22 protein-coding genes, 7 tRNA genes and 1 pseudogene are annotated in these 26,973 nt (G+C 39.0%); 22 read left to right on the top strand and 8 right to left on the bottom strand.

Annotation, left to right across the window (positions count from 1 at the left end):
- Positions 1-129: 129 nt before the first annotated feature.
- Both ND2E_RS10760 and ND2E_RS10765 read left to right on the top strand, forming a co-directional pair.
- The gene (locus ND2E_RS10760; protein ID WP_150113741.1) at positions 130-549 is read left to right on the top strand and encodes a hypothetical protein; all 420 of its coding nucleotides are present in this window, start codon (positions 130-132) and stop codon (positions 547-549) included.
- Positions 550-555: 6 nt separating this feature from the next.
- Positions 556-1,125: a methyltransferase domain-containing protein gene (locus tag ND2E_RS10765; protein ID WP_033093891.1), complete on the top strand. Its 570-nt coding sequence runs from the start codon at positions 556-558 to the stop codon at positions 1,123-1,125.
- A gap of 25 nt (positions 1,126-1,150) precedes the next feature.
- Here ND2E_RS10765 and ND2E_RS10770 read toward each other — a convergent pair whose 3' ends face one another.
- The 4 genes from ND2E_RS10770 to metG all read right to left on the bottom strand — a co-directional run bounded on the left by ND2E_RS10770 (position 1,151) and on the right by metG (position 5,389).
- The gene (locus ND2E_RS10770) at positions 1,151-1,834 is read right to left on the bottom strand and encodes a carbohydrate-binding family 9-like protein (RefSeq protein WP_033093890.1); all 684 of its coding nucleotides are present in this window, start codon (positions 1,832-1,834) and stop codon (positions 1,151-1,153) included.
- Positions 1,835-1,928: 94 nt separating this feature from the next.
- Positions 1,929-2,675 carry a tRNA (N6-threonylcarbamoyladenosine(37)-N6)-methyltransferase TrmO gene (gene tsaA, locus ND2E_RS10775; RefSeq protein WP_033093889.1) on the bottom strand — a complete coding sequence of 249 codons (747 nt, stop codon included), beginning with the start codon at positions 2,673-2,675 and terminating at the stop codon, positions 1,929-1,931.
- Position 2,676: 1 nt separating this feature from the next.
- Positions 2,677-3,099: an Rcs stress response system protein RcsF gene (gene rcsF / locus ND2E_RS10780; RefSeq protein ID WP_033093888.1), complete on the bottom strand. Its 423-nt coding sequence runs from the start codon at positions 3,097-3,099 to the stop codon at positions 2,677-2,679.
- 163 nt (positions 3,100-3,262) lie between these two features.
- Entirely contained in the window at positions 3,263-5,389 is a 2,127-nt protein-coding gene (gene metG, locus ND2E_RS10785) for a methionine--tRNA ligase (RefSeq protein WP_052056530.1), read from the bottom strand.
- Positions 5,390-5,501: 112 nt separating this feature from the next.
- On the opposite strand from metG, the gene apbC reads away from it, so the two are divergent.
- Together apbC and dcd are read left to right on the top strand one after the other, a co-directional pair.
- On the top strand, positions 5,502-6,662 hold the full coding sequence (gene apbC, locus ND2E_RS10790; protein ID WP_033093887.1) for an iron-sulfur cluster carrier protein ApbC: 1,161 nt from the start codon (positions 5,502-5,504) through the stop codon (positions 6,660-6,662).
- 27 nt (positions 6,663-6,689) lie between these two features.
- On the top strand, positions 6,690-7,280 hold the full coding sequence (gene dcd / locus ND2E_RS10795) for a dCTP deaminase (RefSeq protein WP_033093886.1): 591 nt from the start codon (positions 6,690-6,692) through the stop codon (positions 7,278-7,280).
- Between the two features lie 42 nt (positions 7,281-7,322).
- Here the strand turns inward: dcd and ND2E_RS10800 are convergent, their stop codons facing one another.
- Positions 7,323-8,237: a gluconeogenesis factor YvcK family protein gene (locus tag ND2E_RS10800; protein WP_033093885.1), complete on the bottom strand. Its 915-nt coding sequence runs from the start codon at positions 8,235-8,237 to the stop codon at positions 7,323-7,325.
- 593 nt (positions 8,238-8,830) lie between these two features.
- Here ND2E_RS10800 and ND2E_RS10805 point away from each other — a divergent pair.
- The 16 genes from ND2E_RS10805 to prpF all read left to right on the top strand — a co-directional run bounded on the left by ND2E_RS10805 (position 8,831) and on the right by prpF (position 20,150).
- Positions 8,831-8,906 (top strand) — tRNA-Ala (locus ND2E_RS10805).
- 103 nt (positions 8,907-9,009) lie between these two features.
- Positions 9,010-9,085 (top strand) — tRNA-Glu (locus tag ND2E_RS10810).
- Positions 9,086-9,276: 191 nt separating this feature from the next.
- Positions 9,277-9,352 (top strand) — tRNA-Glu (locus tag ND2E_RS10815).
- Between the two features lie 172 nt (positions 9,353-9,524).
- Positions 9,525-9,600: transfer RNA gene (locus tag ND2E_RS10820), tRNA-Glu, on the top strand.
- A gap of 87 nt (positions 9,601-9,687) precedes the next feature.
- Positions 9,688-9,763 (top strand) — tRNA-Glu (locus tag ND2E_RS10825).
- Between the two features lie 87 nt (positions 9,764-9,850).
- Positions 9,851-9,926 (top strand) — tRNA-Glu (locus tag ND2E_RS10830).
- 208 nt (positions 9,927-10,134) lie between these two features.
- Positions 10,135-10,210: transfer RNA gene (locus ND2E_RS10835), tRNA-Glu, on the top strand.
- A gap of 175 nt (positions 10,211-10,385) precedes the next feature.
- A complete protein-coding gene (locus ND2E_RS10840) occupies positions 10,386-10,805 on the top strand; it encodes a GFA family protein (protein ID WP_033093884.1) in 420 nt (139 codons plus the stop codon).
- Between the two features lie 56 nt (positions 10,806-10,861).
- Positions 10,862-11,776: a patatin-like phospholipase family protein gene (locus ND2E_RS10845; RefSeq protein WP_052056528.1), complete on the top strand. Its 915-nt coding sequence runs from the start codon at positions 10,862-10,864 to the stop codon at positions 11,774-11,776.
- 56 nt (positions 11,777-11,832) lie between these two features.
- A complete protein-coding gene (gene gloA2, locus ND2E_RS10850; RefSeq protein WP_033093883.1) occupies positions 11,833-12,219 on the top strand; it encodes an SMU1112c/YaeR family gloxylase I-like metalloprotein in 387 nt (128 codons plus the stop codon).
- 68 nt (positions 12,220-12,287) lie between these two features.
- Complete coding sequence (locus ND2E_RS10855; RefSeq protein ID WP_033093882.1) at positions 12,288-12,827, top strand: DUF924 family protein; 540 nt, start codon at positions 12,288-12,290, stop codon at positions 12,825-12,827.
- A 363-nt stretch (positions 12,828-13,190) separates the two neighbouring features.
- Positions 13,191-13,910: a GntR family transcriptional regulator gene (locus ND2E_RS10860; protein ID WP_033093881.1), complete on the top strand. Its 720-nt coding sequence runs from the start codon at positions 13,191-13,193 to the stop codon at positions 13,908-13,910.
- Positions 13,911-13,923: 13 nt separating this feature from the next.
- Entirely contained in the window at positions 13,924-14,814 is an 891-nt protein-coding gene (gene prpB, locus ND2E_RS10865) for a methylisocitrate lyase (RefSeq protein ID WP_033093880.1), read from the top strand.
- A gap of 37 nt (positions 14,815-14,851) precedes the next feature.
- A complete protein-coding gene (gene prpC, locus ND2E_RS10870; RefSeq protein ID WP_033093879.1) occupies positions 14,852-15,976 on the top strand; it encodes a bifunctional 2-methylcitrate synthase/citrate synthase in 1,125 nt (374 codons plus the stop codon).
- 205 nt (positions 15,977-16,181) lie between these two features.
- Entirely contained in the window at positions 16,182-18,785 is a 2,604-nt protein-coding gene (acnD, locus tag ND2E_RS10875) for a Fe/S-dependent 2-methylisocitrate dehydratase AcnD (RefSeq protein WP_033093878.1), read from the top strand.
- 186 nt (positions 18,786-18,971) lie between these two features.
- Positions 18,972-20,150 carry a 2-methylaconitate cis-trans isomerase PrpF gene (prpF, locus tag ND2E_RS10880; RefSeq protein ID WP_033093877.1) on the top strand — a complete coding sequence of 393 codons (1,179 nt, stop codon included), beginning with the start codon at positions 18,972-18,974 and terminating at the stop codon, positions 20,148-20,150.
- A gap of 86 nt (positions 20,151-20,236) precedes the next feature.
- Here the strand turns inward: prpF and ND2E_RS10885 are convergent, their stop codons facing one another.
- The 3 genes from ND2E_RS10885 to ND2E_RS10895 form a co-directional block, all read right to left on the bottom strand.
- Complete coding sequence (locus ND2E_RS10885; RefSeq protein WP_033093916.1) at positions 20,237-23,083, bottom strand: TonB-dependent receptor plug domain-containing protein; 2,847 nt, start codon at positions 23,081-23,083, stop codon at positions 20,237-20,239.
- Between the two features lie 223 nt (positions 23,084-23,306).
- Positions 23,307-24,428 carry a FecR family protein gene (locus ND2E_RS10890; protein ID WP_033093876.1) on the bottom strand — a complete coding sequence of 374 codons (1,122 nt, stop codon included), beginning with the start codon at positions 24,426-24,428 and terminating at the stop codon, positions 23,307-23,309.
- Between the two features lie 28 nt (positions 24,429-24,456).
- A complete protein-coding gene (locus tag ND2E_RS10895; protein ID WP_033093915.1) occupies positions 24,457-25,005 on the bottom strand; it encodes an RNA polymerase sigma factor in 549 nt (182 codons plus the stop codon).
- A gap of 157 nt (positions 25,006-25,162) precedes the next feature.
- Here ND2E_RS10895 and ND2E_RS10900 point away from each other — a divergent pair, with 157 nt between their 5' ends.
- Together ND2E_RS10900 and ND2E_RS22175 are read left to right on the top strand one after the other, a co-directional pair.
- Entirely contained in the window at positions 25,163-25,828 is a 666-nt protein-coding gene (locus ND2E_RS10900) for a YccT family protein (protein ID WP_033093875.1), read from the top strand.
- 186 nt (positions 25,829-26,014) lie between these two features.
- A pseudogene (locus ND2E_RS22175) lies at positions 26,015-26,857 on the top strand (SIMPL domain-containing protein).
- Positions 26,858-26,973: the final 116 nt, after the last annotated feature.

Below are 26,973 nucleotides of genomic sequence, written 5' to 3'. Positions count from 1 at the left end.
TCTTAAGGTGAAGATAGGCGTTTAAAGTAATAGCCATTATTATTTCACCTGAAAATTTCATACAATTACATCTTAATTCAACTTAATGAAATGGGTATAACAGCTAGTTATAATAAGTTATTGTACAGTTTGAATCTTTCTTTAAAATGTGAAGTGCCTTTGTCTATTATTGCTAACTTTACCGGTAAACGCTGGTTAAAAATATCCTTACGTACAGTCCACTTAGTTGGCTTTGCAGGGGTTTTTGCTTCAATTTTAACGGCAACAGAACAAGATGTTTATTGGGGCATTACTATTGTCAGTGGCTTAGGTTTATTGAGCTTTGAAGCATTATCTAATTTTGTCTGGTTTGTACAAATCAGGGCGCTTGCTTTGTACATTAAATTGGCCCTGCTTACCTGTGTTTTCTTTTTTGATGAATATGCTTGGTATTGCTTAGTTGCGATAATTATTATCTCAGGCATGATCTCTCATGCACCGAGTTCGGTGCGTTATTATTCATTTATTCATGGTAGAAAAATTACCTCATTAAACAACACCAAAGGATAACTTCACTTGAGTCACTCCCCGTTAGTAGAAAAAGCTGTTGAGTTATTACATCAAGCAACTAGGCAAGCACCAGTGCTTGATCTTGCCTGTGGTAGTGGCAGAAATGGACTTTACCTAGTAAATCAAAATATCCCAGTGGTCTTTGCTGATATCAAAGAGTCGGCGCTAGAGCAGGTTGAAAATGCAATAACTCGTCATCATTGCGAGGAAAAATCGATGGTGAACTTTTGGCAAATAGATTTTGAACAAGATAATTTAAAACCTTTAGCAGATAAGTCTTTTTCAGCAGTTATAGTTTTTCGTTATTTACATCGACCTCTATTTGAACAAATCAAACAAGCGGTTATCTCTGGTGGCTATGTGGTTTATGAAACCTTTACCGTAGATCAGCCACAATTTGGCCGACCTAAAAATCCTGATTTTTTGTTAAAGCATGGAGAGTTAGCTGAACTGTTTGCTGATTGGCACATTATTTATAGTTTTGAAGGCGTCATTGATGCAAAAAACGCTGAGGTAAATAATGGTTCAGGAAAACAAGCGATTGCCCAGATCATTGCAAGGAAGCCATTGTTGTAACATGCATCAATTTGTCGAAAGGGCGTTAGGCAAACACTAATTGGCCAAAGTATTCAGGTCGATGATAATCTGGCCTTGGTACATCAATATTATTCCATACGGCGTATTGTGGCTCGGTTCTACCGCCACAGCGATAGAAGTTGGCAAACCACTTCGCTTTATTCACGTTTTCGCCAGTCAGTTGTTCAATCGCTGTAAAGGGGAGCGCTATTTCTACACACCATTCTTTATCGTGTTCACTTTCTATTTTAACTGGCGAGCTAATACTGCTTTTACGTTGGATTAAACTCGCGGCTTCAAGGCCGATAAATTGACGGTTTTCACGTCCTTCGCCATAAGCAAGGTGAAGTGTGCCACAACAATTGACTTCTAAATTAACATAGCTACTGCCAAGCACTCCTGAAGGGCTAAAAAAGAATTCCACACAAGAATCTTCACAGATAAGCATATGGTTAAGTTCGGTCTGTTTGGCAAAACTGTAGTGGTCTTGGGCAATAATTTGCATGAATAATGTTTCACTATTCGCGCTTAGTTTAACTTGTGTATTTTGTTTTCTACCCGTTTTATACCAGGGGTAATCATTAATTTCCAAGGCATCTATAGCATCCCAATTAGGGCTAAAGCTCTCTATTTTTTCGTCTGGGTCAGCATTGCTTGTAGGTACTGATTGTTCGATAGGTAGCGCTTTTTGAATAATATATTGTGTCATGATTATCTCTTTCACTGGCGTTAACTGAGCGACTGTCGAGTAATAAAACAAGCAGCTCAAGTTGCTGCTTAATTTATTGTTTAATTGCTCAAGACTACTTATCTACTTGTGTCATGTTAAGGACTAATATGGTGTCTAATGCAATTACTTGCCATTGGATATTCAAGTTATATAAACTCATACCATAAACTTTATCATCTGCTCTTCCGCGTTTATATGCTGGTCTGGGGTCTTGTTTTAACACTTGCTCAATGAGTAATGCAAGATCACAATCATCTTGTTCATACTTGATGAGATCTGCTTGCATTTGCTCACTAAATATAACCGTTAACGATGTATCTGGTTGCTCTTGGGCAAACCCAGCATTGGCATCAGTTATGGCGTCAGAATAGGGCACATAAGGCTTAATATCGACAATGGGTGTGCCATTTAATAGGTCCAAACCAGAGATATGTAAAATAGTTTGCTGTTTATTAGTAACAACATTATCAAGTTTCACCACAGACATGCCAATGGGATTTGGTCGAAAAGTAGAGCGAGTGGCCAATACTCCCGTCTTCACATTGCCACCAAGGCGAGGGGGACGTACTAAAGGTTTCCACCCTTGATCTTGCGTGCCATGAAAAACAAAGATTACCCACAGATGGCTAAATTGTTCAATATCTCTAACTAACTCACTATTATTTGCTAAGCCAGTCAACATAATTCTGCCTTTTGCCGCACTGACTAAATTGGGCTGTCGAGGAATAGCAAACTTCTCTTGATAAGGCGACTCAATGACGCCTATGGCATCAAACTGAAAACTTTGCACATCATCAGCGCTTTCGCTTGTCTTTGACATGTTATTGTTCTGCTTGCTCGTTAGGCGTAGCAACGCGATATGCTTTACCGTAACAAACAACTTGAGCGACGCAATGTTTGGTTTCTATATCGACACAGCTGGTAAAAATAATGGCGTTAGCTTTTTGTAGGTAAGCGGTTTGTCTTGCTTGTGTACGCGCATTTATCGGATCTGGTGCAGCAAGGTGCTGCTCTTTTTGGCAATCTTCTCCTTCAACTAAACCGACATATTGATAACTTTCGCCAAACGCTTGTTCATCAGTATAAATTTTAACTTTACTGGCACTAAAGTACTCTTTTGCATTCTCGGCTTTTACATTACTTTCAAAAGTATAGTTACCAGTGCATCCCCCAAGCATTGATGAAAAGAAAACAACCGATAGGGCAGATTTTAAAAGTGTTGTTGGGGTAGAGGAGAAGTACATACAGTTTCCTTTGGTCTTATACCAATGTTAATAATTTAATATTTACTTTGCAAAACAAGGTCAAACTTAACAATATTGGTATGAGCTATAAAGCGTTAGATAATAAAAAAGGTATAGTGAAACACCATACCTTTTATTTTGTTAAGTATCTTTACTTAAGTTATTACTTAACTCGCATACCCGCTTTAGCGCCATCGTCTGGATTTAATATCCATAAGTCTTTATCACCAGGACCAGCAGCAAGTACCATGCCTTCAGATAGTCCAAAACGCATTTTTCGTGGTGCTAAGTTAGCTACCATGACAGTGTGCTTTCCGATTAAATCTTCAGGCTTGTAGGCTGACTTAATACCTGCGAAAACTTGACGAGTTTCAGTGCCTTCTTCATTAAGTGCTAACGTTAGTTGTATTAACTTATCTGCTTTTTCAACATGCTCAGCATTAATAATTTTAACGATACGTAAATCGATTTTAGCAAAATCATCAAATTCAATTTCATCAGAGATAGGGTCGGCAGCCAAAGGATCAGCCAATGCAGCAGAGTTATCAACTACTTTAGCGGCTTTCTTTTTCTTGGCTGGTTTTTTCTCCTCAGCCGGCGCACCTAAGCTGTCTTTCGATGCCTCTGTCATTGCATTAACTTTGTCCATGTCAACACGTTGTAATAACGCTTTAAACTTGTTGATTTTATGATTCGTTAATAAGGTTTTATGTCCATCCCACATTAACTCGTCATTTAAGAAAGCTGCTGTGCTGTCTGCAAGTACTGGTAATACAGGCTTTAAATAGATCACTAAGGTACGGAACATATTGATGCCAAGTGAACAAATATCTTGTACTTCTTGCTGCTTGGTCTCATCTTTCACTAACTGCCATGGTTCTTTCACCGCAATATATTCATTAACTTTATCAGCAAGAGCCATGATTTCACGCATACCACGACCAAAATCACGAGATTCATAATGAGCTGCAATACTGTCGCCTGCCGCCATAACTTCATCGGCAAGCTCTTGATTATCTATCTTAGTTGATAACATGCCATCAAAACGTTTAGTAATAAAACTTGCACAACGTGAAGCGATGTTAACAACTTTACCCACTAAGTCAGAATTCACGCGTTGGGCGAAATCTTCCAAGTTTAAGTCTAAATCATCAATACGGCTGGTTAATTTAGCCGCGTAGTAATAACGTAAATACTCAGGATTTAAATGCTCTAAATAAGTGCGGCCTTTGATGAATGTGCCTTTAGACTTAGACATCTTAGCGCCGTTAACGGTAACAAAACCGTGAGCAAAAACTGAGGTAGGTTTACGGTAACCTGCGCCTTCAAGTACTGCAGGCCAAAATAAGCTGTGGAAATAAATAATGTCTTTACCAATAAAGTGATAAAGCTCAGCGTCAGAGCCGTCTTTCCAGAAACTATCAAAATCTATGCTGGAATCTTTATTACAAAGATTCTTGAAGCTACCCATGTAACCAATAGGTGCATCTAACCAAACATAGAAGAATTTACCTGGTGCATTAGGAATTTCAAAACCAAAATATGGTGCGTCACGACTGATGTCCCATTGCTTTAAACCTTGCTCAAACCATTCACTTAGTTTGTTCGCCATTTCTTCTTGTAAAGCGCCACTGCGGATCCATTCTTTTAACATGCCTTCAAATGCTGGTAAGTCAAAAAAGTAATGTTCTGAATCTTTTAATACAGGGGTCGCGCCGGATACGACCGAACGAGGGTTAATAACCTCTGTCGGTGAGTAGGTTGCACCACAATTGTCACAGCTATCGCCGTTTTCATCTTCACTTTTACATTTAGGGCAAGTACCTTTCACAAAACGATCAGGTAAAAACATGCCCTTTTCAGGATCATATAACTGAGAAATAACTCGCGTTTTAATATGGCCTTTGGCATGTAATTTATTGTAAATATCACTTGATAATGCCTGATTTTCTTCACAATGAGTGGTGTGGTAGTTATCAAAACTGATATGGAAGTCAGCGAAATCAGCCATATGCTCTTCGCGTACTCCATTGATCATTTCTTCTGGAGTGATACCTAATTCTTGTGCTTTAAGCATGATAGGCGTGCCGTGCGCATCATCAGCACAAACAAAATATGTTTCATGGCCGCGCATGCGCTGAAAACGTACCCAAATATCAGTTTGGATATGTTCAAGTAAGTGGCCTAAATGAATTGAGCCATTAGCATATGGTAAGGCACAAGTGACTAGAATTTTACGCTTTTGCGAAGCTGAGTTTGATGCAGATTCAGATAATGTAGTGTCAGACATGAAAAATAGTTGTTTTTGATGGTAATAATGTCGGCAATAGTACAGAATTTACTGATGATTTTCATTAGTTGAATGCAACTAATTTCGCTATTTCTCTTATAAAGGTCTCCAAATGACAATGTTTGGTAAAATTTTTTCAAAAAAAACGTCTAAAACTGACGTTAAATCAAACGGTGAAACACTTAGCCCAGCTGAGATTGAACAGTTTATTAAAGACACATTATCGCATTATAAATCCGATAATTTTCCGCAAGGTGTTCTATCTGTTTGTCAGGAACTGAGCATCAGCCAAAAGAAAAAAATCACCATCAAGTTACTTATGCCATTTGTCTGTCAAGGTGAATTAGATTTGATCGCGCAAACCTTAAGTGAGCAGTTAGCGCGCACTGTTACCTTTGAAATTGACTTAGCGATAAAACCTGTGCGTCAATTTTCATTGGGTAATGATAAAAATGAAGCTGGGCAAGGTAAGGTCGCTAATATAATTGCCATTGCCTCAGGCAAAGGTGGAGTAGGTAAGTCAACCACGACGGTAAATCTAGCCTATGCCTTAATGTGTGAAGGGGCTAGAGTAGGGGTTTTGGATGCGGATATATATGGCCCATCCATTCCTTCCATGCTAGGTCTAAAAAATGAAAAGCCAAGTTCTAGTGATGGCAAGTTGATGACGCCATTAGATGCCAAAGGGTTGAGTGCTATGTCTATTGGTTTTCTCGTTGATGAAGCCGACGCCACTGTTTGGCGTGGCCCTATGGCTAGTTCTGCTTTTAACCAATTATTGAATGAAACAGCCTGGCCAGAGCTTGATTACCTACTGATTGATATGCCGCCTGGTACAGGAGATATTCAATTAACCTTGGCGCAAAAAGTTCCTGTTGCAGCAGCAGTTATAGTGACAACACCACAAGATATTGCCTTAATTGATGCCGTTAAGGGTATTGCCATGTTCGACAAGGTTAAAGTGCCTGTTTTAGGGATTGTTGAGAATATGAGCTATCACCTTTGTGAAAATTGCGGTCATCAAAGTCATATTTTTGGTGAAGCTGGTGGTGAACATATGGCACAAGACCATGCAACGCATTTATTGGGTCAATTACCCTTAGATATTGCTATTAGACAAGATGCTGATTTTGGTGAATCTGACATTATTGAAAATAGCGCTGGTGAAATAGCCAATCATTATCGTAAAATAGCCCGAAATATTTCGGCGCAATTGTTTTTACAGTGTGACACTGCAAGCCCGTTAACAGCAACAATAACAACGCGCACTTAAGCGCAACTAAGGTAAAGATTAGTCATTATGAGATTATGTGATAAAGATATAGAGCAATACCTTGATAATGAGAAGATCGTTATCGAGCCAAAACCTGACACTTCAATGATCTCAGGTGTTAGTGTTGATATTAGATTAGGCAATGAATTTAGAGTTTTTCAAGATCATACTGCCCCTTACATTGATTTAAGTGCTCCGAAAGGTGAAGTCCAAGCAGCCATGAACTCAATTATGAGTGATGAAGTTTTCATTGCTGATGGGGAGGCTTTCTTTTTGCACCCAGGTGAGCTTGCATTGGCAGTAACTTATGAGTCAGTGACATTGCCTGATGACATTGTTGGCTGGTTAGATGGGCGCTCATCATTAGCGCGTTTAGGTTTAATGGTTCATGTTACTGCACACCGTATTGATCCCGGTTGGTCTGGTCAAATCGTATTAGAGTTCTTTAATAGTGGCAAACTTCCGTTAGCACTCCGCCCAAAAATGAAAATAGCTGCGTTAAACTTTGAAACTATGTCATCAAGCGCTGCACGTCCTTATAATAAACGCGAAGATGCTAAATATAGAGATCAAAAAGGCGCTGTGGCCAGTCGTATCAGTCAAGACGAGAAAGCATAACGCAAGTTGTTATGAGGGTTTATTAACATAGAAATAGCGAGTTTAACTCGCTATTTCTATGTTAGTAGGGCTAGAAATTTTGTTTAGGCAAGTTTCTAGCGCATGAATAAGTTTTTCAGTATCGTGATGATGCGGCACTTTATTGTGAGTCAAGTCTTGGCAAATGATATTCACTCGATCTGAGCTGATTTTCTCATCTTGGCAAATAACGCTATCAATCGGCATACAGCCGATATTTCTTTCAATCCAGTTAAGCTTTTCATCTAATGTTAATTTTGCTGCTGGGCTTTGTTCAGCAACAATATTGTCGATAAAAACACAATGCCCTTTACGTTTGTCCAACGCTTTAGTGATGTCCCTAACTAAAAGCGGTGGCACTACACTTGTTAAAAAACTACCGGGGCCTAGAATAATAAGATCTGCATTTTCAATAGCTCTAATGCAGGGCTTAACCGATTTAACTAACGGTGCCAGCATTAAATCGGTTGGCATTATTGGCATTTCATCGACAGAAAGTTCACCTAAACGGCAACGTCCTTCAGGGTAGAAGGCCATTAAGTCTGTTGGCGTTTCTGACATTGGCAATACTTGGGTTTTAACGCGCAATATTCGACGTACAAGTTTAATAGAATCCATTGGGCTCGATTGTACTCTTCCTAGACCGTATAGAATTAAATTGCCAAGGTTATGCCCACCAAGCTCATCATTCCCTTCAAAACGAAAATTGAATAGCTGGCTTCCAATTGAGTTTTGATCAACTAATTGAGTTAAACAATTGCGCAAGTCGCCCCAAGCAATTGTACTACTTCTTTTTCTTAATCTACCTGTTGATCCACCATTGTCTGTAGTTGTGACAATGCCAGTAAGTTTGTTACCCATAAAAGATAGGGTGCAAAGCACACGGCCTAAACCGTGTCCGCCGCCAATAGCGACAATATTAAGTTTTTTGAGCTGCATACGGTTTACTGCTTTTATTATTGTATGGCTAAGTTAGACAAACCATACCGTTAAATAGCAGAAAGATAAAGTAACTAAGCGTAAGGAAAATAATATACTTCGATGCATAGCTTATAAAGTGAAGGGGAGAGTGCCTTAAAAGCCATTATTGAAGCTTGCATGTTATATCTTAGCTAGTTAGTAAAGTTGACATAGTGAATACCTTTAATTTGAGTAGAGGGATTCATCAAGATTAAATGATATTTTTCGAGTGAATATTATTAAATGCGCTAAATCAGATAACATTCAGTGAATTTAATTAATGACCAGAACAATTAAGATGCTAGCGACAGATGACATGCTTTTATTGCTGTCTAATAATTACACTAACATTACAGAGAGTTAGTCTAAATTAGATAATAAATAAGCATGATGGTTATTAAGCGATCAGTTAATGCATTTCTTTCTAATTAAATGCTTTTTTTTACAAATAAGTGTTGACAGTTTCTTAGCTGCTGCTTAGAATGCGCCTCGTTTTCAGCAAGTGTTAGGTCCACTGGTTGAGAGCATGTTTGATAGCTATTAGGCCAGTTATTAAACGACTCGAATATTTCGGGGCTATAGCTCAGCTGGGAGAGCGCTTCGCTGGCAGCGAAGAGGTCTGCGGTTCGATCCCGCATAGCTCCACCATATTAGGTTTTTTATTGATATTAAACTCTTGAGTTTTTATCTTTAAAAAATAGATAGTTTAATTGGTTTGTTAATATTATTTTTAATATAAACACTAATTTGTGTCCCTATCGTCTAGAGGCCTAGGACACCGCCCTTTCACGGCGGTAACAGGGGTTCGAATCCCCTTAGGGATGCCACTATTTCTTTATCTCTTCTATTTATAGGTGAGGTAAGGGCAATTAAGTTTGCTTAAACTTATAAAACATTAAGCAATGTTCTGAAATAGCTATTAGCTAGTTCTGTATTGGGTAAAGTCGTTCGGTCTCACAGGCTCAACACTCACCTAACACAAAACTAACGAAGTATACTTCGTAAAAGCTAGTTCTGTGTCCCTATCGTCTAGAGGCCTAGGACACCGCCCTTTCACGGCGGTAACAGGGGTTCGAATCCCCTTAGGGATGCCAATTCTCTTTTGAGAATGAGCATTAAATAAAGTTGCTTAAACTTTTAAAAAATTAAGCTGTTCTGAAATAGCGATTAGCTAGTTCTGTATTGGGTAAAGTCGTTCGGTCTCACAGGAACAACACTCACCTAACACAAAACTAACGAAGTACACTTAGAAAACGCTAGTTCTGTGTCCCTATCGTCTAGAGGCCTAGGACACCGCCCTTTCACGGCGGTAACAGGGGTTCGAATCCCCTTAGGGATGCCAATTCTCTTTTGAGAATGAGCATTATATAAAGTTGCTTAAACTTTTAAAAAATTAAGCTGTTCTGAAATAGCGATTAGCTAGTTCTGTGTCCCTATCGTCTAGAGGCCTAGGACACCGCCCTTTCACGGCGGTAACAGGGGTTCGAATCCCCTTAGGGATGCCAATTCTCTTTTGAGAATGAGAATTAAATAAAGTTGCTTGAACTTTTAAAAAATTAAGCTGTTCTGAAATAGCGATTAGCTAGTTCTGTGTCCCTATCGTCTAGAGGCCTAGGACACCGCCCTTTCACGGCGGTAACAGGGGTTCGAATCCCCTTAGGGATGCCACTTTAATCCACCTAAAAGAAAGGATTAAAGGGAGCATGCAGTTATCTTATTACTGTTGAATAATGTATTTTAAGTACATTATTTACAATAAGAGATTTAGAGTTTTAATTTATCAATGGTTTTATACTATCCTTGAATAAATTGAATCAGCAGAGTGATCTGCTAGATAGTTTGAAATGATTTAGTGTTATTAGTTAAATCAATCAGTGTCCCTATCGTCTAGAGGCCTAGGACACCGCCCTTTCACGGCGGTAACAGGGGTTCGAATCCCCTTAGGGATGCCACTTTCTTTCTGTAATAAGCAAGTAAGTAACTACACAAGAAAACCCACGTAATATGTAAATATTACGTGGGTTTTTTTTTGCCAAAATTTTAGCTGTTATTTTTCTACTAATTTATCGTTGGCAGCGTTTTCTTTTCACTCTATAGTATTATCATACCTACTAATAAGGAAGTAATATGCTCGAAATTAACTATCCTATAAAAGGCGCATGTCAGTGTGGACAGGTGACCTATAAATTATTAGCTGCACCACTAATGGTCGCAGCTTGCCATTGCCGTCAATGTCAAAAGTTATCAACCAGTGCTTTTAGTATTACTGCCGTAGTAAATGCTAGCGATGTTGTTTTTTCTGGAGAAATGTCTGATTGGAGTCGCTTGGCAGATAATGGTAATACAAACGGCGCAAAATTTTGTCCTTGTTGTGGTAATCGTATTTATCATTTCAATCCAAATTTTCCTGATAAAATAAAATTAAAGCCAAGTACTTTAGAAGATACTAGAGTCATACAACCCACTATGCATATTTGGACCAGTGAAAAACAAGCATGGTTTAAGTTGCCTTTAGATCTACCATCCCATGAAAAGCAACCGTTCTAATTTTTAAATTATGTATTTAGATAAGTATCACTAGAGAGTAATGAAAAGGAAAATGGATGTCAGAAAATAAGAAAACCTCTATCTCCCTTGTGTTGGGTAGTGGTGGTGCAAGAGGACTTGCACATATTGGTGTTATACATTGGTTAGAAGAGCAGGGTTTTGAAATAGCTTCTATTTCAGGTTGCTCAATGGGCGCACTCATTGGTGGCATTTATGCGGCAGGTAAACTTGATGTATTTGAACACTGGGTAAGAGATATCAGTAAAGTTGATATTTTTACCCTACTAGATTTGTCATGGCAAAAAAATGGTCTGGTTAAAGGGGACAAAATAATTGCAACCCTTACTGAGTTAGTCGGAGATATCAATATTGAAGATCTCCCCATTAAGTACACTGCAGTTGCTGCTGATATAGCTAATGAAAAAGAAATATGGTTAAGCTCAGGGAGTTTATTTAGCGCGATTAGGGCTTCTATTTCACTGCCACTATTCTTTACTCCTTTCCATTACAATGGCGTAGATCTAATTGATGGTGGTGTTCTTAACCCGGTACCCATTGCACCTACGTTCAGTGATAGCACTGATTTCTCAATTGCAGTAAATTTAGGTGGTAGTATTGAAACGTTAAACGCGACTGAAACTAAGGTAACTCTCATCGATGATGAGCCTAAGAGTAAATTAGATAGTTTTTTAGCAAGGTTTAAGAGTAAAACGGTGTTACACAACTCAAATGAATGGGGCGCTTATGATGTTGTCAATCAGGCGTTCGATGCAATGCAAAGTACTATTGCTCGACAAAAATTAGCGGCATATCCAGCAGATTATTTTGTTGAAATAGCGCGCAATGCATGTGGAACCTTAGAGTTTCATCGTGCTGATGAAATGATCAAGCTTGGTTATGATACAGCAGAGACTTCCTTAGCTTCACTAAAAGTTAAAGTGTGCATGCAATCAATGCACTCATCAATTTAACATTGTCGACAATTGTTCAGTCAACTACTGTAGAGCTACAGTATAGGAAATATAATGTGTTAAATGGTATTCATCACGCAGCTATTATCTGCTCTGATTATGAAAAATCGAAAGACTTTTATACTCGAATTCTAGGTTTTAAAGTTGTTGCAGAAAACTATCGAGCAGATCGAGATTCTCATAAATTAGACTTAGCCTTAGCTGATGGCACTCAAATCGAGCTGTTTTCCTTTCCTAGTGCGCCTAAAAGACCAAGCTACCCAGAGGCTCAAGGATTAAGGCACTTGGCTTTTACTGTTGAGAATGTTGAAGCAGTTTGTCATCATTTAGCAAGTTTGGGTGTTGAGGTTGAGCCTATAAGAGTGGATGAGTTTACGGGCAAGCAGTTTACCTTTATTAGTGATCCTGATGACTTACCACTAGAATTGTACCAACATAATTAAATAGATATGTGTGCAGGCGCCGTCGTTCAACGATACTTTTGCATTATGTATAATAGAGGGGAAATAAGATGCACTATCAGGAAGTAATTGATTTTTGGTTTAAAGAAATAGAACCTTCTCGTTGGTGGGTTAAAGATATTACCTTTGATAGAGAGATAACGGCAAGGTTTTCTGAGCTTCATCAGTCGGCAAAACAATGTGAATTAGTGCATTGGCGCAAAACAGCTCAAGGGCGGCTGGCAGAAGTTATTGTATTAGATCAATTTTCACGAAATATGTATAGAGATACCCCACAAGCTTTTGCCAATGACGGTATTGCCTTAGCATTAGCGCAAGAAGCCATTGCTGACGAGGCAGATAAAAAACTAAGTCCGTTGGAAAATAGTTTTTTATATATGCCTTTTATGCACAGTGAATCATTAGTTATCCACGAAAAAGCGATTACACTTTATCAGGCGAATGGCATAGCAAGTAATCTTGAATTTGAAAGAAAACATAAGGACATTATTGAACGCTTTGGTCGTTACCCCCATCGTAATATTATTTTAAATCGGCAGTCTAGCGATGAAGAGATTTTATTTTTGACACAACCTAATTCTTCATTTTAGTTTCGCCTTACTAAAAGCAGGGGCCTGATTAACATGCGCTGTTGCTTTAAAATCATAGCCGGTTGGTTTTGTTAAACACTCGCAAACGAACAAATCTGTAGCATTAATCTTAACAGCGTTGAATGATTGACGCTGTTTGTGAGTTAATATGCAGTCAACAATACTTTCTGATTATCTTTATATATTGCTGTATTTTTACTTCACTTCACTCCTAAATTAAAAATTGTCGACAATTATACTTAAGTCTACTTGATTAATTCATGTTTTCAGATATTATTGATTCATATTATTATGTTTGTCGACAATTTTACATAGTTAGACAACATTACCATACCGTTTTTATTTAGGTTTATAAGGCACATTATGCTTTTACAAAATCCAACCAAACAAGCCGCCGTTACTACGGCAGACAAGGTTTTTGAACAACTTCAGTTTGCCATTGTTGAAGGCGAGATGGCAGCAGGCAGTAAAATTAGTGAACCCGAACTTGCCAAGCATTACCAAATAAGTCGTTCTACATTGCGTGAAGCGTTAAATCGCTTAGAGAAATGTCATTTAATAGAACGTAAGCCTAATGTTGGCTCACGGGTTGTTAATTGCACTATAGAAGGTTTACTTGAGTTATATATAACGAGAGAAGCACTCGAAGGCATGGCATGTCGCCAAGCGGCACTGAACATGACTGATGAAGAGATAGCGCATATGCAAGACATGCTAACACAGCATGCTGGTGATAAAGCACTACAAGATGGCGTAGCTTACTATCAAGAAAAGGGTGATCTTGATTTCCATTATAAGGTTATTTTAGGTAGTCATAACAAACAATTAATTGAATTGATTTGTGGCCAGCTATATCACTTAATTCGTATGTATCGTTGTCAATTTGGTATGAATAGCCCGAGAGCGAGTCGTGCTTTTGATGAACATTCACGCATAATCCAAGCAATTGCAGATAGGGATGGAGAATTGGCAGAAATGCTAATGAGACGTCATATCGCAGCATCACGTAAAAATATCGAAAATAAAATAGCAAAAGAAATGGCTCAAAAAGAGCAAAATAAAATACAACTTATCAAGTCTTAAGAGGAAATATATCATGGCTAGTCAATTATCTGCAGGCGCAAAATTTCGCCAAGCGTTAGTAAATAACAAACCACTACAAGTTGTCGGCACAATCAATGCGTACAGCGCAATGATGGCTGAGCAAATAGGTCATCAAGCTATATATTTATCAGGTGGCGGTGTAGCTAACGCTTCTTATGGTTTACCAGATCTTGGTATGACGTCATTAAATGATGTTATTGCGGATGTACAAAGAATTACTGGCGCATCAAGCTTACCTTTACTTGTTGATATTGATACAGGTTGGGGTGGTGCATTTAACATAGCTAAAACTATCCGTGACATGGAAAAGGCAGGCGCTGCCGCGGTTCATATTGAAGACCAAGTAGCGCAAAAACGCTGTGGTCATCGTCCAAATAAAGAAATTGTTACCACAGAAGAAATGGCAGACCGTATTCGCGCTGCTGTTGATGCTCGTATAGATCCTGATTTCTTCATCATGGCTCGTACCGATGCTTTTGCTCAAGAAGGCCTAGAAGCTGCTATTGAACGTGCTAAAGCATACGTTGCAGCTGGTGCTGATGGTATTTTTGCCGAAGCAATTCAAACGGAAGAGCATTACCGCGCTTTTACTGAAGCTTTAGACGTTCCTGTACTTGCTAATATCACTGAATTTGGTCAAACAGAACTTTGGAATAAAGAACAGTTAGGTGAGTGGGGATGTGCGATGGTGCTTTACCCATTATCAGCATTTCGTGCCATGAATAAAGCAGCAGAGTCTGTTTATAGAACACTATTAAATGATGGTGATCAAAAAGCTGAAATTGAGAACATGCAAACACGCATGGATTTATATGATTACCTTGGTTACCACGATTATGAGCAAAAACTAGATTCGTTATTTGCTGATGGAAAGAATAAGTAATTTACCTATAAAAATTTTAAAGAATGAGGAAAGAATTATGTCAGAGAAAAAAATTGGTGGTGCAGGTTTACGTGGTCAAAGCGCAGGTGAAACGGCTCTTTGTACTGTGGGTCAATCAGGCAGTGGTTTAACCTATTGTGGTTATGACGTTTCAGATTTAGCGGATAATGCTACCTTTGAAGAAGTTGCTTATTTATTATTTAACGGTGAATTACCAACAGTAGGTGAATTAGCAGAATACAAAGCTGAATTACTAGCGATGCGTGATATTCCTCAAGCATTAAAAGACGTTTTAAAACTTATTCCTAAAGAAGCTCATCCGATGGATGTTATGCGTACGGGTTGTTCTTTCTTAGGTAATGTTGAACCAGAAGTTGATTTTTCAGAGCAAAACAAAGCCGCTAACCGTTTGTTAGCAGCGTTCCCAGCAATCATGTGTTTCTGGTATAAATATTCACATGACGGTGTTGAAATTGATTGTACGACTGATGAAGAATCACTTGGTGGTCACTTCTTACGTTTACTAAATGGTGAAACCCCATCTGCACAACATAGACGTGTAATGGATGTTTCATTAATTTTATATGCAGAGCATGAATTTAACGCGTCTACTTTTACTGCGCGTGTATGTGCATCAACCTTATCAGATATGTTCTCTTGTATTACGGGTGCAATTGGTACGTTACGTGGACCTCTTCACGGTGGTGCTAACGAAGCTGCTATGGATATGATCGAAAAATTCACTTCGCCTGCCGATGCTAAAGAACAAATGGCGGGAATGCTTGAGCGTAAAGAAAAGATTATGGGTTTTGGACATGCAATTTATCGTACGTCAGATCCTCGTAATGTCATTATCAAAGCTTGGTCAGAAAAGTTAGCAGCTGAAAATGGTGATACCTCACTTTACGATATCTCTGTTGCTTGTGAAGAGTTTATGTGGGACACGAAAAAATTATTCTGTAACGCTGATTTTTTCCATGCCTCTACTTATAACTATATGGGAATTCCAACTAAGTTGTTTACGCCTATCTTCGTCTGCTCACGTCTAACAGGTTGGGCCGCACATGTAATGGAACAGCGCTCTAATAACCGTATTATTCGCCCAAGTGCCGATTATACGGGTGCAGAGCCACGTAAGGTTCAGCCTATCTCTGAGAGATAGTCGAAACTGGTTTTTTGCCACAACTTCATCGATGTGAATGAAGCTGTGGCAAATACCAATACTTAATAGAGCTTTTAAAGATTTAAGCAATGTATACCCGTTACCATTCAAAGGGCAGTTATAACCCCTTTACATGAATAGCTTGATTGGTAACGGGTATATGTTATTTGACAATTCTTTTATTTGATATTTCCTGGATTAACTTATGAATTATGATTATCGCAAACCTCTTCCTGGCGCGAATATAGATTTTTTTGATACCCGTGAAGCGGTTGAAGCAATTACCCCTGGTAGCTATGCAAAACTACCTTATACCTCACGTGTTTTAGCTGAGCAATTAGTCCGTAAATGTGATCCTGCGGCACTTACTGAGTCATTAAAGCAACTTATTGATGTTAAGCAAGAGCTTGATTTTCCGTGGTATCCTGCGCGTGTAGTTTGTCATGATATTTTAGGTCAAACAGCCTTAGTTGATTTAGCCGGTCTTCGTGACGCTATCGCCGATCAAGGTGGTGACCCAGCAAAAGTTAACCCTGTTGTACCAACACAGCTTATTGTAGATCACTCTTTGGCAGTGGAAGCACCGGGTTTTGACTCTGATGCTTTTCAGAAAAACCGTGATATTGAAGACCGTCGTAACGAAGACCGCTTTAAATTTATTGAATGGACAAAAACAGCGTTTAAGAATATTGATGTCATTCCTGCTGGTAACGGCATTATGCATCAAATTAACTTAGAGAAAATGTCGCCAGTTATTCAAGCACGTGACGGCGTTGCTTATCCGGATACGTGTGTTGGTACCGATTCTCATACACCACACGTTGATGCTTTAGGTGTTATCGCCATTGGTGTTGGTGGTCTAGAAGCTGAAACAGTAATGCTGGGTCGCCCATCTATGATGCGCTTACCTGATATCATTGGTGTTAAATTAACGGGTAAACGTGCACCAGGTATCACAGCAACCGATATGGTACTGGCGATCACTGAATTCTTACGTAACGAAAAAGTTGTATCTAGCTACTTAGAGTTCTTCGGTGAAGGTACTAAAGATTTAACCATTGGTGACCGCGCAACTATCTCAAACATGACACCGGAGTACGGTGCGTCTGCAGGTATGTTCTACATCGATGAACAGACCATTGATTACTTAAAACTAACCGGTCGTGAATCAGAACAAGTTGCGCTTGTTGAAACTTATGCGAAACACACAGGACTTTGGGCTGATGATTTAGTTGAAGCACAATACCCACGTGTTATTGAATTTGATTTATCAACAGTGTGTCGTAACTTAGCGGGTCCATCAAATCCACATCGTCGTTTAGCAACAGCTGATCTTGTGGCAAAAGACATCGCTAAAGATTTAGATGCATGTAAAGCACAAGAAGCCAATGGCGAAATGCCGGACGGCGCTGTAATTATTGCAGCAATCACCTCTTGTACAAATACCTCCAACCCTCGTAATGTTGTTGCTGCCGGTCTTGTTGCAAAACGTGCAAACGAATTAGGTTTAGTTCGTAAGCCTTGGGTTAAGTCTTCATTCGCTCCGGGTTCAAAAGTTGCAAAACTTTACCTAGAAGAAGCGGGTTTATTAGCTGAAATGGAAAAATTAGGTTTTGGTATTGTAGGTTATGCATGTACTACGTGTAACGGTATGTCGGGTGCATTAGATCCGAAAATCCAACAAGAAATTATTGACCGCGATTTATATTCAACCGCCGTATTATCAGGTAACCGTAACTTTGATGGCCGTATTCATCCACACGCCAAACAAGCGTTCTTAGCCTCGCCGCCATTAGTGGTTGCTTATGCGCTTGCCGGTACTATGCGTTTTGATATTGAAAAAGACGTGCTTGGTCAAGATCAAAAGGGTAATGACATTACCTTAAAAGATATCTGGCCATCAGATGAAGAGATTGATGCAATTGTTACCTCTGCAGTAAAACCTGAGCAATTCAAAAAAATCTACACGCCAATGTTTGACTTAGGCGCGTTTGAGCCTGCAGAAAGCCCTTTATATGACTGGGATCTTAAAAGTACATATATCCGTCGTCCGCCTTATTGGGAAGGTGCCTTAGCAGGTGAACGGACCATGAAAGGTATGCGTCCATTGGCGGTACTTGGTGACAACATCACAACCGATCACTTATCACCGTCAAATGCTATTCAGTTGAACAGTGCTTCAGGTGCTTACCTCGATAAAATGGGTGTGCCACACGAAGACTTTAACTCATACGCAACTCACCGTGGCGATCATGAAACTACACAACGTGCAACATTCGCTAACCCGAAATTGTTCAATGAAATGTGTCGTGATGATAATGGCGAAGTTAAACAAGGTTCACTCGCACGTATTGAGCCTGAGGGTACAGAGTCTCGCATGTGGGAAGCTATCGAAACTTACATGGAACGCAAACAGCCTTTAATTATTATTGCTGGAGCTGATTATGGTCAGGGTTCATCACGTGACTGGGCTGCAAAAGGTGTACGTTTAGCAGGTGTTGAAGTTATCGTTTCAGAAGGTTTTGAACGTATTCACCGTACTAACTTAATTGGTATGGGTGTGTTACCGGTTGAATTTACCAAGGGTGATACACGTAATACTTACGGCATTGACGGTACTGAAACTTATGACGTTATCGGTACTACAGCACCAGGTGGTGCGATGACTGTTGTAATGACACGTAAGAATGGCGACGTTGTTGAAATTCCTGTGAAGTGTCGTTTAGATACAGCTGAAGAAGTTACCGTGTACAACGGTGGCGGTGTACTTCAAAAATTCGCAACTGATTTCTTAAAGTCTAATGCCTAAACGTTTATTTCTAATGATAGCTGCGTTGGCTGTACTCACTTGGTAAACCAAGCTCCGTGCAGTCATCTTGCTATTAATATAAATAATTCGTCTAGACATCAAACTTTATTGATTTAATTTAAAAGTGGCGCATTTTCTTATGAAAGATAATGCGCCATTTTTTTAAAAAACAAAAGGAGAGAGCAAATGGCTTTCGAACCTCAAGTTAAAATCCCTGCTACCTACATTCGTGGTGGGACTTCTAAAGGTGTATTTTTTAATTTAACCGATTTACCCGAAAGCTGTCAGGTACCAGGTGAACCGCGCGATAATATGTTATTACGTGTTATTGGTAGCCCAGATCCATACGGCAAACAAACTGATGGTATGGGTGGGGCAACCTCAAGTACCAGTAAAACGGTAATATTGGCAAAATCAGAGCAAGCCGATCACGATGTTGATTATCTCTTTGGACAAGTAGCTATTGATAAAGCGTTTGTTGATTGGAGCGGAAATTGCGGTAACCTTACTGCGGCGGTAGGCTCATTTGCAATTAGTTCAGGATTAGTCAATGCTGATAGAGTGCCATTAAATGGTATTTGCGAAGTCAGAATTTGGCAAAAAAATATCAGCAAAACAATTATTGCCCATGTTCCAATCACCAATGGTGAAGTGCAGGAAACCGGTGATTTTGAACTAGACGGCGTAACTTTTCCTGCTGCAGAAGTGAAAGTAGACTTTGTTGCCCCCGTCGACCCAAGTGAGGCGATGTTCCCGACTGGTAACCTGGTAGATGATCTTGTAGTACCTGACATTGGTACATTTAAAGCGAGCATGATAACCGCTGGAATACCTACTATTTTCTTAAATGCAGATGAAATAGGCTATACCGGGACTGAGCTTCAAGAAGCAATAAATGGCGATGAACAAGCCTTAGCTCGTTTTGAAACTATTCGTGCTTATGGCGCAGTACAAATGGGTTTGATTAAAGATATCTCTGAAGCGGCATCTCGTCAGCATACCCCTAAAGTGGCGTTTGTAGCTCCAGCGCAGGCTTACACGTCTTCAAGTGGCAAAGATATTGCTGCTAATGATATTAACCTGCATGTGCGTGCACTTTCTATGGGTAAATTACATCATGCGATGATGGGAACTGCTGCTGTAGCGATTGGTACTGCGGCTGCGATCCCTGGCACCTTGGTAAACCTAGCGGCAGGTGGCGGAGAAAGAAACGAAGTCACTTTCGGTCATCCATCGGGCACGTTAAAGGTTGGCGCACAAGCTGAGTGTGTTGAAGGTAACTGGACAGTGAAAAAAGTGAGTATGAGCAGAAGTGCTCGAGTGTTAATGGAAGGTTGGGTAAGAGTGCCTCCAGTGTTTGAATAGCGTTAATTTTACTTAGGGTGGGTCACCACCTTAAAATAAAAAAGCGCAGATTACTCTGCGCTTTTTTGATCTACGCGCTGTTAACGTTAGAAAGTAAATTCAGCGCCAGCATAGTAAAAGGCACCATTAAAGCCAAAAGGTGCAGAACGACGTGAATAGGTAAATACACCAGGACTTGACACTACGACGTTACCGCTAGCATCGACGATTGTACCTGAACGTGAGTTACCTATGGTGTTTTTGTCAGGGTACACATCAAACAAATTATTTCCCCCAACGTTAAGTGATAAGCTATCTGTTACTTGATAGTTAACACGTAAGTCAGTTAATACTTCAGCCCCGTAGGTTTGAGTACCGCCATCGGTAACAGTGTATTCACCATAACGATTAAAGGCTAAATTAACACTGACATCACCAATGGTATATAAGCCACTTAAGCTGACACGATCTTGAGGTTGCCATTCTTCAATAATAGAAATAGCTTGCTCTGAGAACACATCACTTGGATCAATGCCGCCCAGCGCACTATCTGGCGGCGTATAGATATTTACTACATCGGTTTCAGTAAAATTAGCTGCTGCCGTTAAATTAAAATCACCACCAAGAAGCTCAGTATCCCATGTAGCAATGATATCAACGCCCCTTGTTTCAGTATCGGCACCATTAAGAAAGAACTGGCCAGCTCCGGCACCAGAGGCAATAAGCGCTGCATCTAAAGCAGGTGACAACCCTTGACCTAATGAGTTACTTAAGACAATGCGGTCATCAATATCGATAGAATACCAGTCAATAGTTAAGTTGATGTTATCACTGATATTGATGACAGTTCCCAAGCTAAAGTTTGTTGCTTCTTCTTCTTTTAATTCAGGAATACCGATGGCTTTAGCTAAGTTTGAATCGTTACGAAAAGTGCCCACTTGCACAGCAATTTGATCACCCCCAGGATTTGACGGGTCAGTTTGAAACTGTGTACTGATATTATCAGTGTAGAGTTGTTGCATTGATGGTGCTCTAAAGCCGGTACTCATAGCTCCACGAATAGCGATATCTTCAGTTACCGACCAATTTGCTGCTAGTTTGAAATTAGTACTGTCACCAAATCCTTCATAATCATCATACCGTACAGCACCACTAACGAGAATATCCTCAGTAACTTCAGTTTCAGCGTCAACATAAAACGAGATGACATCTCGGGTTTCATCTACCGCCTGCATTGGCGCTGTGCCACCAAAGCCTTGCGTGCCAGCAGAGCGATCATCAGGGTATAGACTATTACCAAATTCATCGGTATCGTAATCTCGATGGGAGTATTCATCTCCAGCGGTTACTTTGAACTCATCAGTTCTAATTTCAGCGCCCATGGCTAATGAAAAGTATTCATAATCTTGGGTATAATCTAGGTTTAATGTTTGTAAAGATAACTCTAAACCGTAAGCTGATGCTTGGCGTGGAATTGATGATCTAATTTCATCAGCACTTAACATTGAGTTATAGCGCAATGAATTAGCAAAAGAAGAGTTAATCGTGTCACTGGTGACATAATCAATATTGTTCTGACCATAGGTATATGAAAAATCTAAAGATGATCCATCAGAAAACTCTGTTTGATAACCAAAGTTATAAGAAACATCTCTTATATCTGTGTTGATTTTTGGTAAAAATCCAGCAGGAATTGTTGCATCTCCATCCTGCAATGGTGCATTACCACCATTATTATTATTATGACGGAAAAATGCTGCAGATTCATTATCTCGGTTTGAATAAGTCAGGAAACCGTATAATTCCCCATCACCTAAGGCATAACCCGTATTTATGGTTAAACCAAACTGGCTGGAATCAGCATCACCAATTCTAAACGTGGACCGTGTCGATGTGGCCTCTCTTGGATCACCGAGTAATAAATCACCATTAGCTTGCTCTACACAGCCAGCAAATTGACATGAGCCATGCAAACCTGCTCGATTAGTGAAACCACGGTCTCTAAAGTTAAGCGTAGTATTAAGGTAACCATTATCTCCTAAGCTAAAGCCTTTAGAAATATCGACATTGGTTGTTTCTCCATCTCCTTCAGAGTATTCACCATAAGATACTGCAACTTTACCACCTTCTTCGGCATCGTTAAGCACTATATTAATAACACCGGCTATTGCATCAGAGCCATACTGTGCAGCAGCACCATCACGCAATACTTCAATGCGTTTGATAGAGGCTGCAGGAATAGCATTCATATCAGTGCCCGCTGTGCCTCGACCAACGGATGTGTTGATATGTATTAAGCTAGCTTGATGACGACGACGACCATTGATTAATACTAAGGTTTGATCTGGTCCTAGTCCTCGTAAAGTTGCCGGACGTAAGGCATCGGTACCATCACTGATAGATGAGCTCGAGAAGTTAAATGATGGGGCTATGGACTGCAGCATTCGGCCAACTTCTGTTTGCCCCGTATTTGCGAGTGCTTCAGCAGATAAAATATCAACCGGAACTGGTAAGTCTTCGACGGAGCGACCAGCTACTCGGCTGCCAACTATCGATATTTTTTCTACCTCTTCTTCTTGTATTTGTGCAGGTTCTTGAGCTAATGCGGTTTGACTGGCTGTACCTAGTAACACGGGTATCAGGGCGGCATGCATGTTGTTATTTCTCATTGTTATATCTCTCTTATTATGTGAATCAACTTGAATGCTCAGTTGACCAGAGGTATTAACAACAGCGATTAGACCAGAGCCATTTAATAATTTTTTTAGGCCTGAGTTGACAGGATAAAAACCTTTTAATGTATTTGCTTGATATTGCTTGGCTAAATCAAAAGAAAATAGAATGGTTTGATTGGCCTTTTGCGCAAATGCGATTAAAGCTTTATCAGCTCGTTGTTTATTAATATCAAAGCGAATCAGTGTCTCCGCATTGGCGTGATCCATTGTTAAGAACATCACTTGTAAAATGATAGTAAATAACGATGCACGTTTAAACGAGTCTTGATTCAGACGAAAATTTTTTCGCCAACTGTGCAATAGTAATAAACAACTAAGCAGGGGAATTCCTCTAATTTATTTTTTTGTTTTTTTCATCTTGTTCTATGTATGAGGAAATAGCCAGTAAAAATACCAGCTATTTATCAGGGAAATAAAATTGGTTACAGGAGTAGCTAGGGAATTATTCTTTGCTGGTAAGTAAAATAGTACCGTGAGAGTTTTTGTGATAATCAATACCAAAACTACTTTGTAAAGAGCTTAATAGCCCTTCAATGTCACCTGCTTTAAAATAACCAGCGACAGTAAGTTCTGCGAGTTGGCTATCAACGATCTCAAAACTACTGGAGGTATAGCGACTAATTTCTGCTAATGCTGTTGATAAAGGCTCACCTTCAAAAATAAGCATGCCTTGTTGCCAAGCCAGATCTCGATTAATCTGATCTAAAGATATTTTCTCTATAGGCGTATTCACCAGTGAAGCTGAGTTTTCAGCTATTACTGCTTTTTCACCCGAAATAACCAGGGTTGCTTCTAAATTATCTGGCTTTATCGATGTAGAAACAGAGAGTAAGGAGTCTTTAATATCGCTTACTGAAGTCATTGCTTTGGTGATTAATACTTTTCCTTCGGTAACAACTAATTCCATAGCTTGGTCGGTATTTTTTTGGACATTAAATATCGTACCTAAAGCAGTAAAGGATTTCTCACCTGCGGTAACAGTGAATGGTCGATTTGTATCTTTAGCAACGTCGAAACGCGCTTCTCCTCTGACGAGTGTCAGTTGACGTTTTGTAGGGCTATAATCTACTTCGAGCAGACTATTTGTATTTAATTGTACTTGAGAGCCGTCTTGTAAGGTAAAGATTGCTTGTTTACCTACATCAGCTTTTAAGGTGTCAGTGTATGTTAATCTTTGTTCATGTTGAGAAGGTAAATAAGGTAAAAATGATTTATCGAGGAATGTATTGATACCGAGAAGAGAAATGATGGTGACACTAGCTGCTAGCGCAATTGCAGTGTATTTATTTCTTTTATCTATTTTTGTGTGAATTAACGGAAATAAATCACTTAATTCATTCAAAACACTTAAATCATCCCAATAAGAAGCCATTTCAAGAAGTGCATTATAATGTTGGCTTTTTTGCTTACACCACTCAACAAGTTGCTGTTTTTCTGCGGTACTTAAGCCTCTATCCATACGACTAATCCAAAGGCAAGCGAGGTCTTGGATACTGTCTTCATCGTTATTGCTATTTGTTTGTTGTTTTTTATCTTCGCCGAAAAGTTGGCTGACATTACTCATTCTTAATACTCTATTTCAAAACTGTTTTTTACTTGCTGGCTATGTTCTTGTTTACACTCACATCACCATGATCAAGGTTCATTCGTTTAATATATTTTGTGCTCTTTAGTAGACCTTTCGCTATATGCTTCTCAACAGTGCTTTCACTTAAATCTAAATAGCTAGCAATCTCTTTTTGGCTTAAACCATAAACCTTCTTTAGAATAAAACACTTACGCACTGACCCAGATAGCTGGTCTGTTGCACGGCAAAAAAATAAGAACTGTTCTTTACTTTCGTAATCGTCTTCAATTTTACGGCTAGTTAATTGAACAGGTGGCTGAGCAAAATCCTCTAAAGAATCATTATATTTATTATCCCAACGAGCAACATGATTTAAAGCGAGATTTTTAGCCGTTTTTAGCATATAGCTACGAACATATTTAATCTCTTGTTTTAAATCAGCTTCATAAGTTTTAATAAAGGTTTCTTGAACTATGTCATCGATATCGTCAGTTTTAACAATATGACGAATTAATCGCCCAATATTTCTTTTGGTACTTAGAAAAAGCGTTGTTAATGTCGAGTTTCTTGCCATCCATGTTTGCTCAATACTTTTAACTTGCATGGATAATACGCATGGGGTTGGACAAATGTCTAACCTTTCTGACATCTTTTTACTTTTATTTATTCGCTAGGCAGTTTATAAAGAGTAATTACTTTTCATCGCTATAAAGGATTCGAGCTTGACTACAATGACCAACCCCGTAAGATTTTTGAACAATTCACTAGTAAGTTATTTCTGTGCCACTATTCTGTTATGCAGTTTTGTTGCTGTTAAGGTTAACGCCGCTTCATTGACCGTTACCGATAACTTAGTATTGCGTGATGTTGATAATAAAGCTGTTGAACATGGTTTTTTATCAAAAAAGCAAACGATTGATTTAACTCAAGGGGAGCATGCTTTAGTCATACAATATAAAGATGTTTTTGAAGATTTAGATATGGGTGAAGATAGGCTGGTAAAGTCTGATTATTTCGTCGTTAAATTTGTTGTGACCAATCAGCAAGAATTATTATTATCTACAAGCAAAATTAGTGATTTAGCTTCGGCCGAACGCTTTGCTAAAAATCCAGAACTGATTTTGACCGATGAGGTTAAACAAGAATTGGTTTTAGAGCTAGAAACGCTAAGTGATTACAAATTAGGGCTACAGGTGACTAAAGTGGTAACGACATTAGCAACTCCAGCGGTTAATGTTCAAGATAATGGCACAGCAAGCATGCCAGATAAGCAAGACTTTAATAGTCAAGTCATCAATAAAGTAGACACTGTCCCCATGCTTAAGTATTGGTGGCAGAAAGCTAATAAAAGTGAAAAAGAAGATTTCCTAAATTTTATTAATAAAACAGAGAATTAGAGATAGACCTCTGTTCTTTACCCATAATCCTAATAAACGTTACCTAGCCTTTTATAGTGATAAATGCAGTAATGATGTCAGGCTGAATCCTAACTTCATTACTGCATTGAAAGGATGCAAACTATTCTTACCATTATTTTACAGGCTACAAGTCAACCCATTTAACTAATCAATTAAGGTATTAACATGCATTTGTTATCTCTTATTCGTTCGCCAGGCAATAATTTATTGAATTTACATTTAAACCTCAAGCAAATTAGCTCTTACTCGGCACTCTTAGTTTGTATAATGCTACCAAGCAAAGCTTTCTCTTTTGATGACTCCGGGATAGAAGTTTCGGGACAAGGCAGTGTCATCGTTATCCCAGATCAGTTTTCATTAACGTTGACCATTACTGAACGTGGTAGAGTGCCGACTAAATTAAAAGCACTAGTCGATAAGAAAAGTAATTCAGTTGTCAATGCAGCGAAAAGTCTATCAGTAAAGGAAAGAAATATTACTTCCGCTCGAGTTAACTTGCGAATAATAAAAGAAAAACCATCAATTCAAGTACAAGGCATTGAGGTTAACAAGACTAGGCAAGGCAGTGTGTATATTGATGGGCAAAGTATTAATCAGCAAACGACTAGTGTGAATGAGCATAAACGTCCATTATTTGAACTAAGCCGACAAATTACTGTGAAATTTAACAGCATTGATGAATACGACAGGTTTCTAACTCAAATTATTAAAATAAATGTCAGTCATATCTCTTCTTTGTCAATGAGTGTTGAGGGAAGAGATGAGTACTATCAACAAGCATTATAGAAAGCTATTAGTCATGCCAAGGAAAAAGCACAACGAATGGCAAAGCAAGCAGGGCGAAAAATAGAAAAATTACAAATGATCAGAGAACAATCAAGTAATCATTATCGACCTATGTATGCAAAAGCAATGATGAGTGATGCAAGTCCAGAAGGACATGCATCTTTGACAGGCAGTCAGACCATTACTGCCAGTGTTTCAGTCAAATTCAGTCTTAAAGATTGAATAATGAGCTAATAACTCGTAATAGTTCACCATTTGTTCGAGAAAAGCTTTAATTGTCGAGTGTTTTTAGGTATGTTAGCGCTTTTTATCAAAGCTTTCTTTAATGGTGTCTTTAT

The sequence above is a fragment of the Colwellia psychrerythraea genome (genome assembly GCF_000764225.1).
Classification (GTDB): domain Bacteria; phylum Pseudomonadota; class Gammaproteobacteria; order Enterobacterales; family Alteromonadaceae; genus Colwellia; species Colwellia psychrerythraea_D.
The sequence above is the reverse complement of the archived record's forward strand: the minus strand, read 5'-3'. Positions and strand labels throughout refer to the sequence as shown.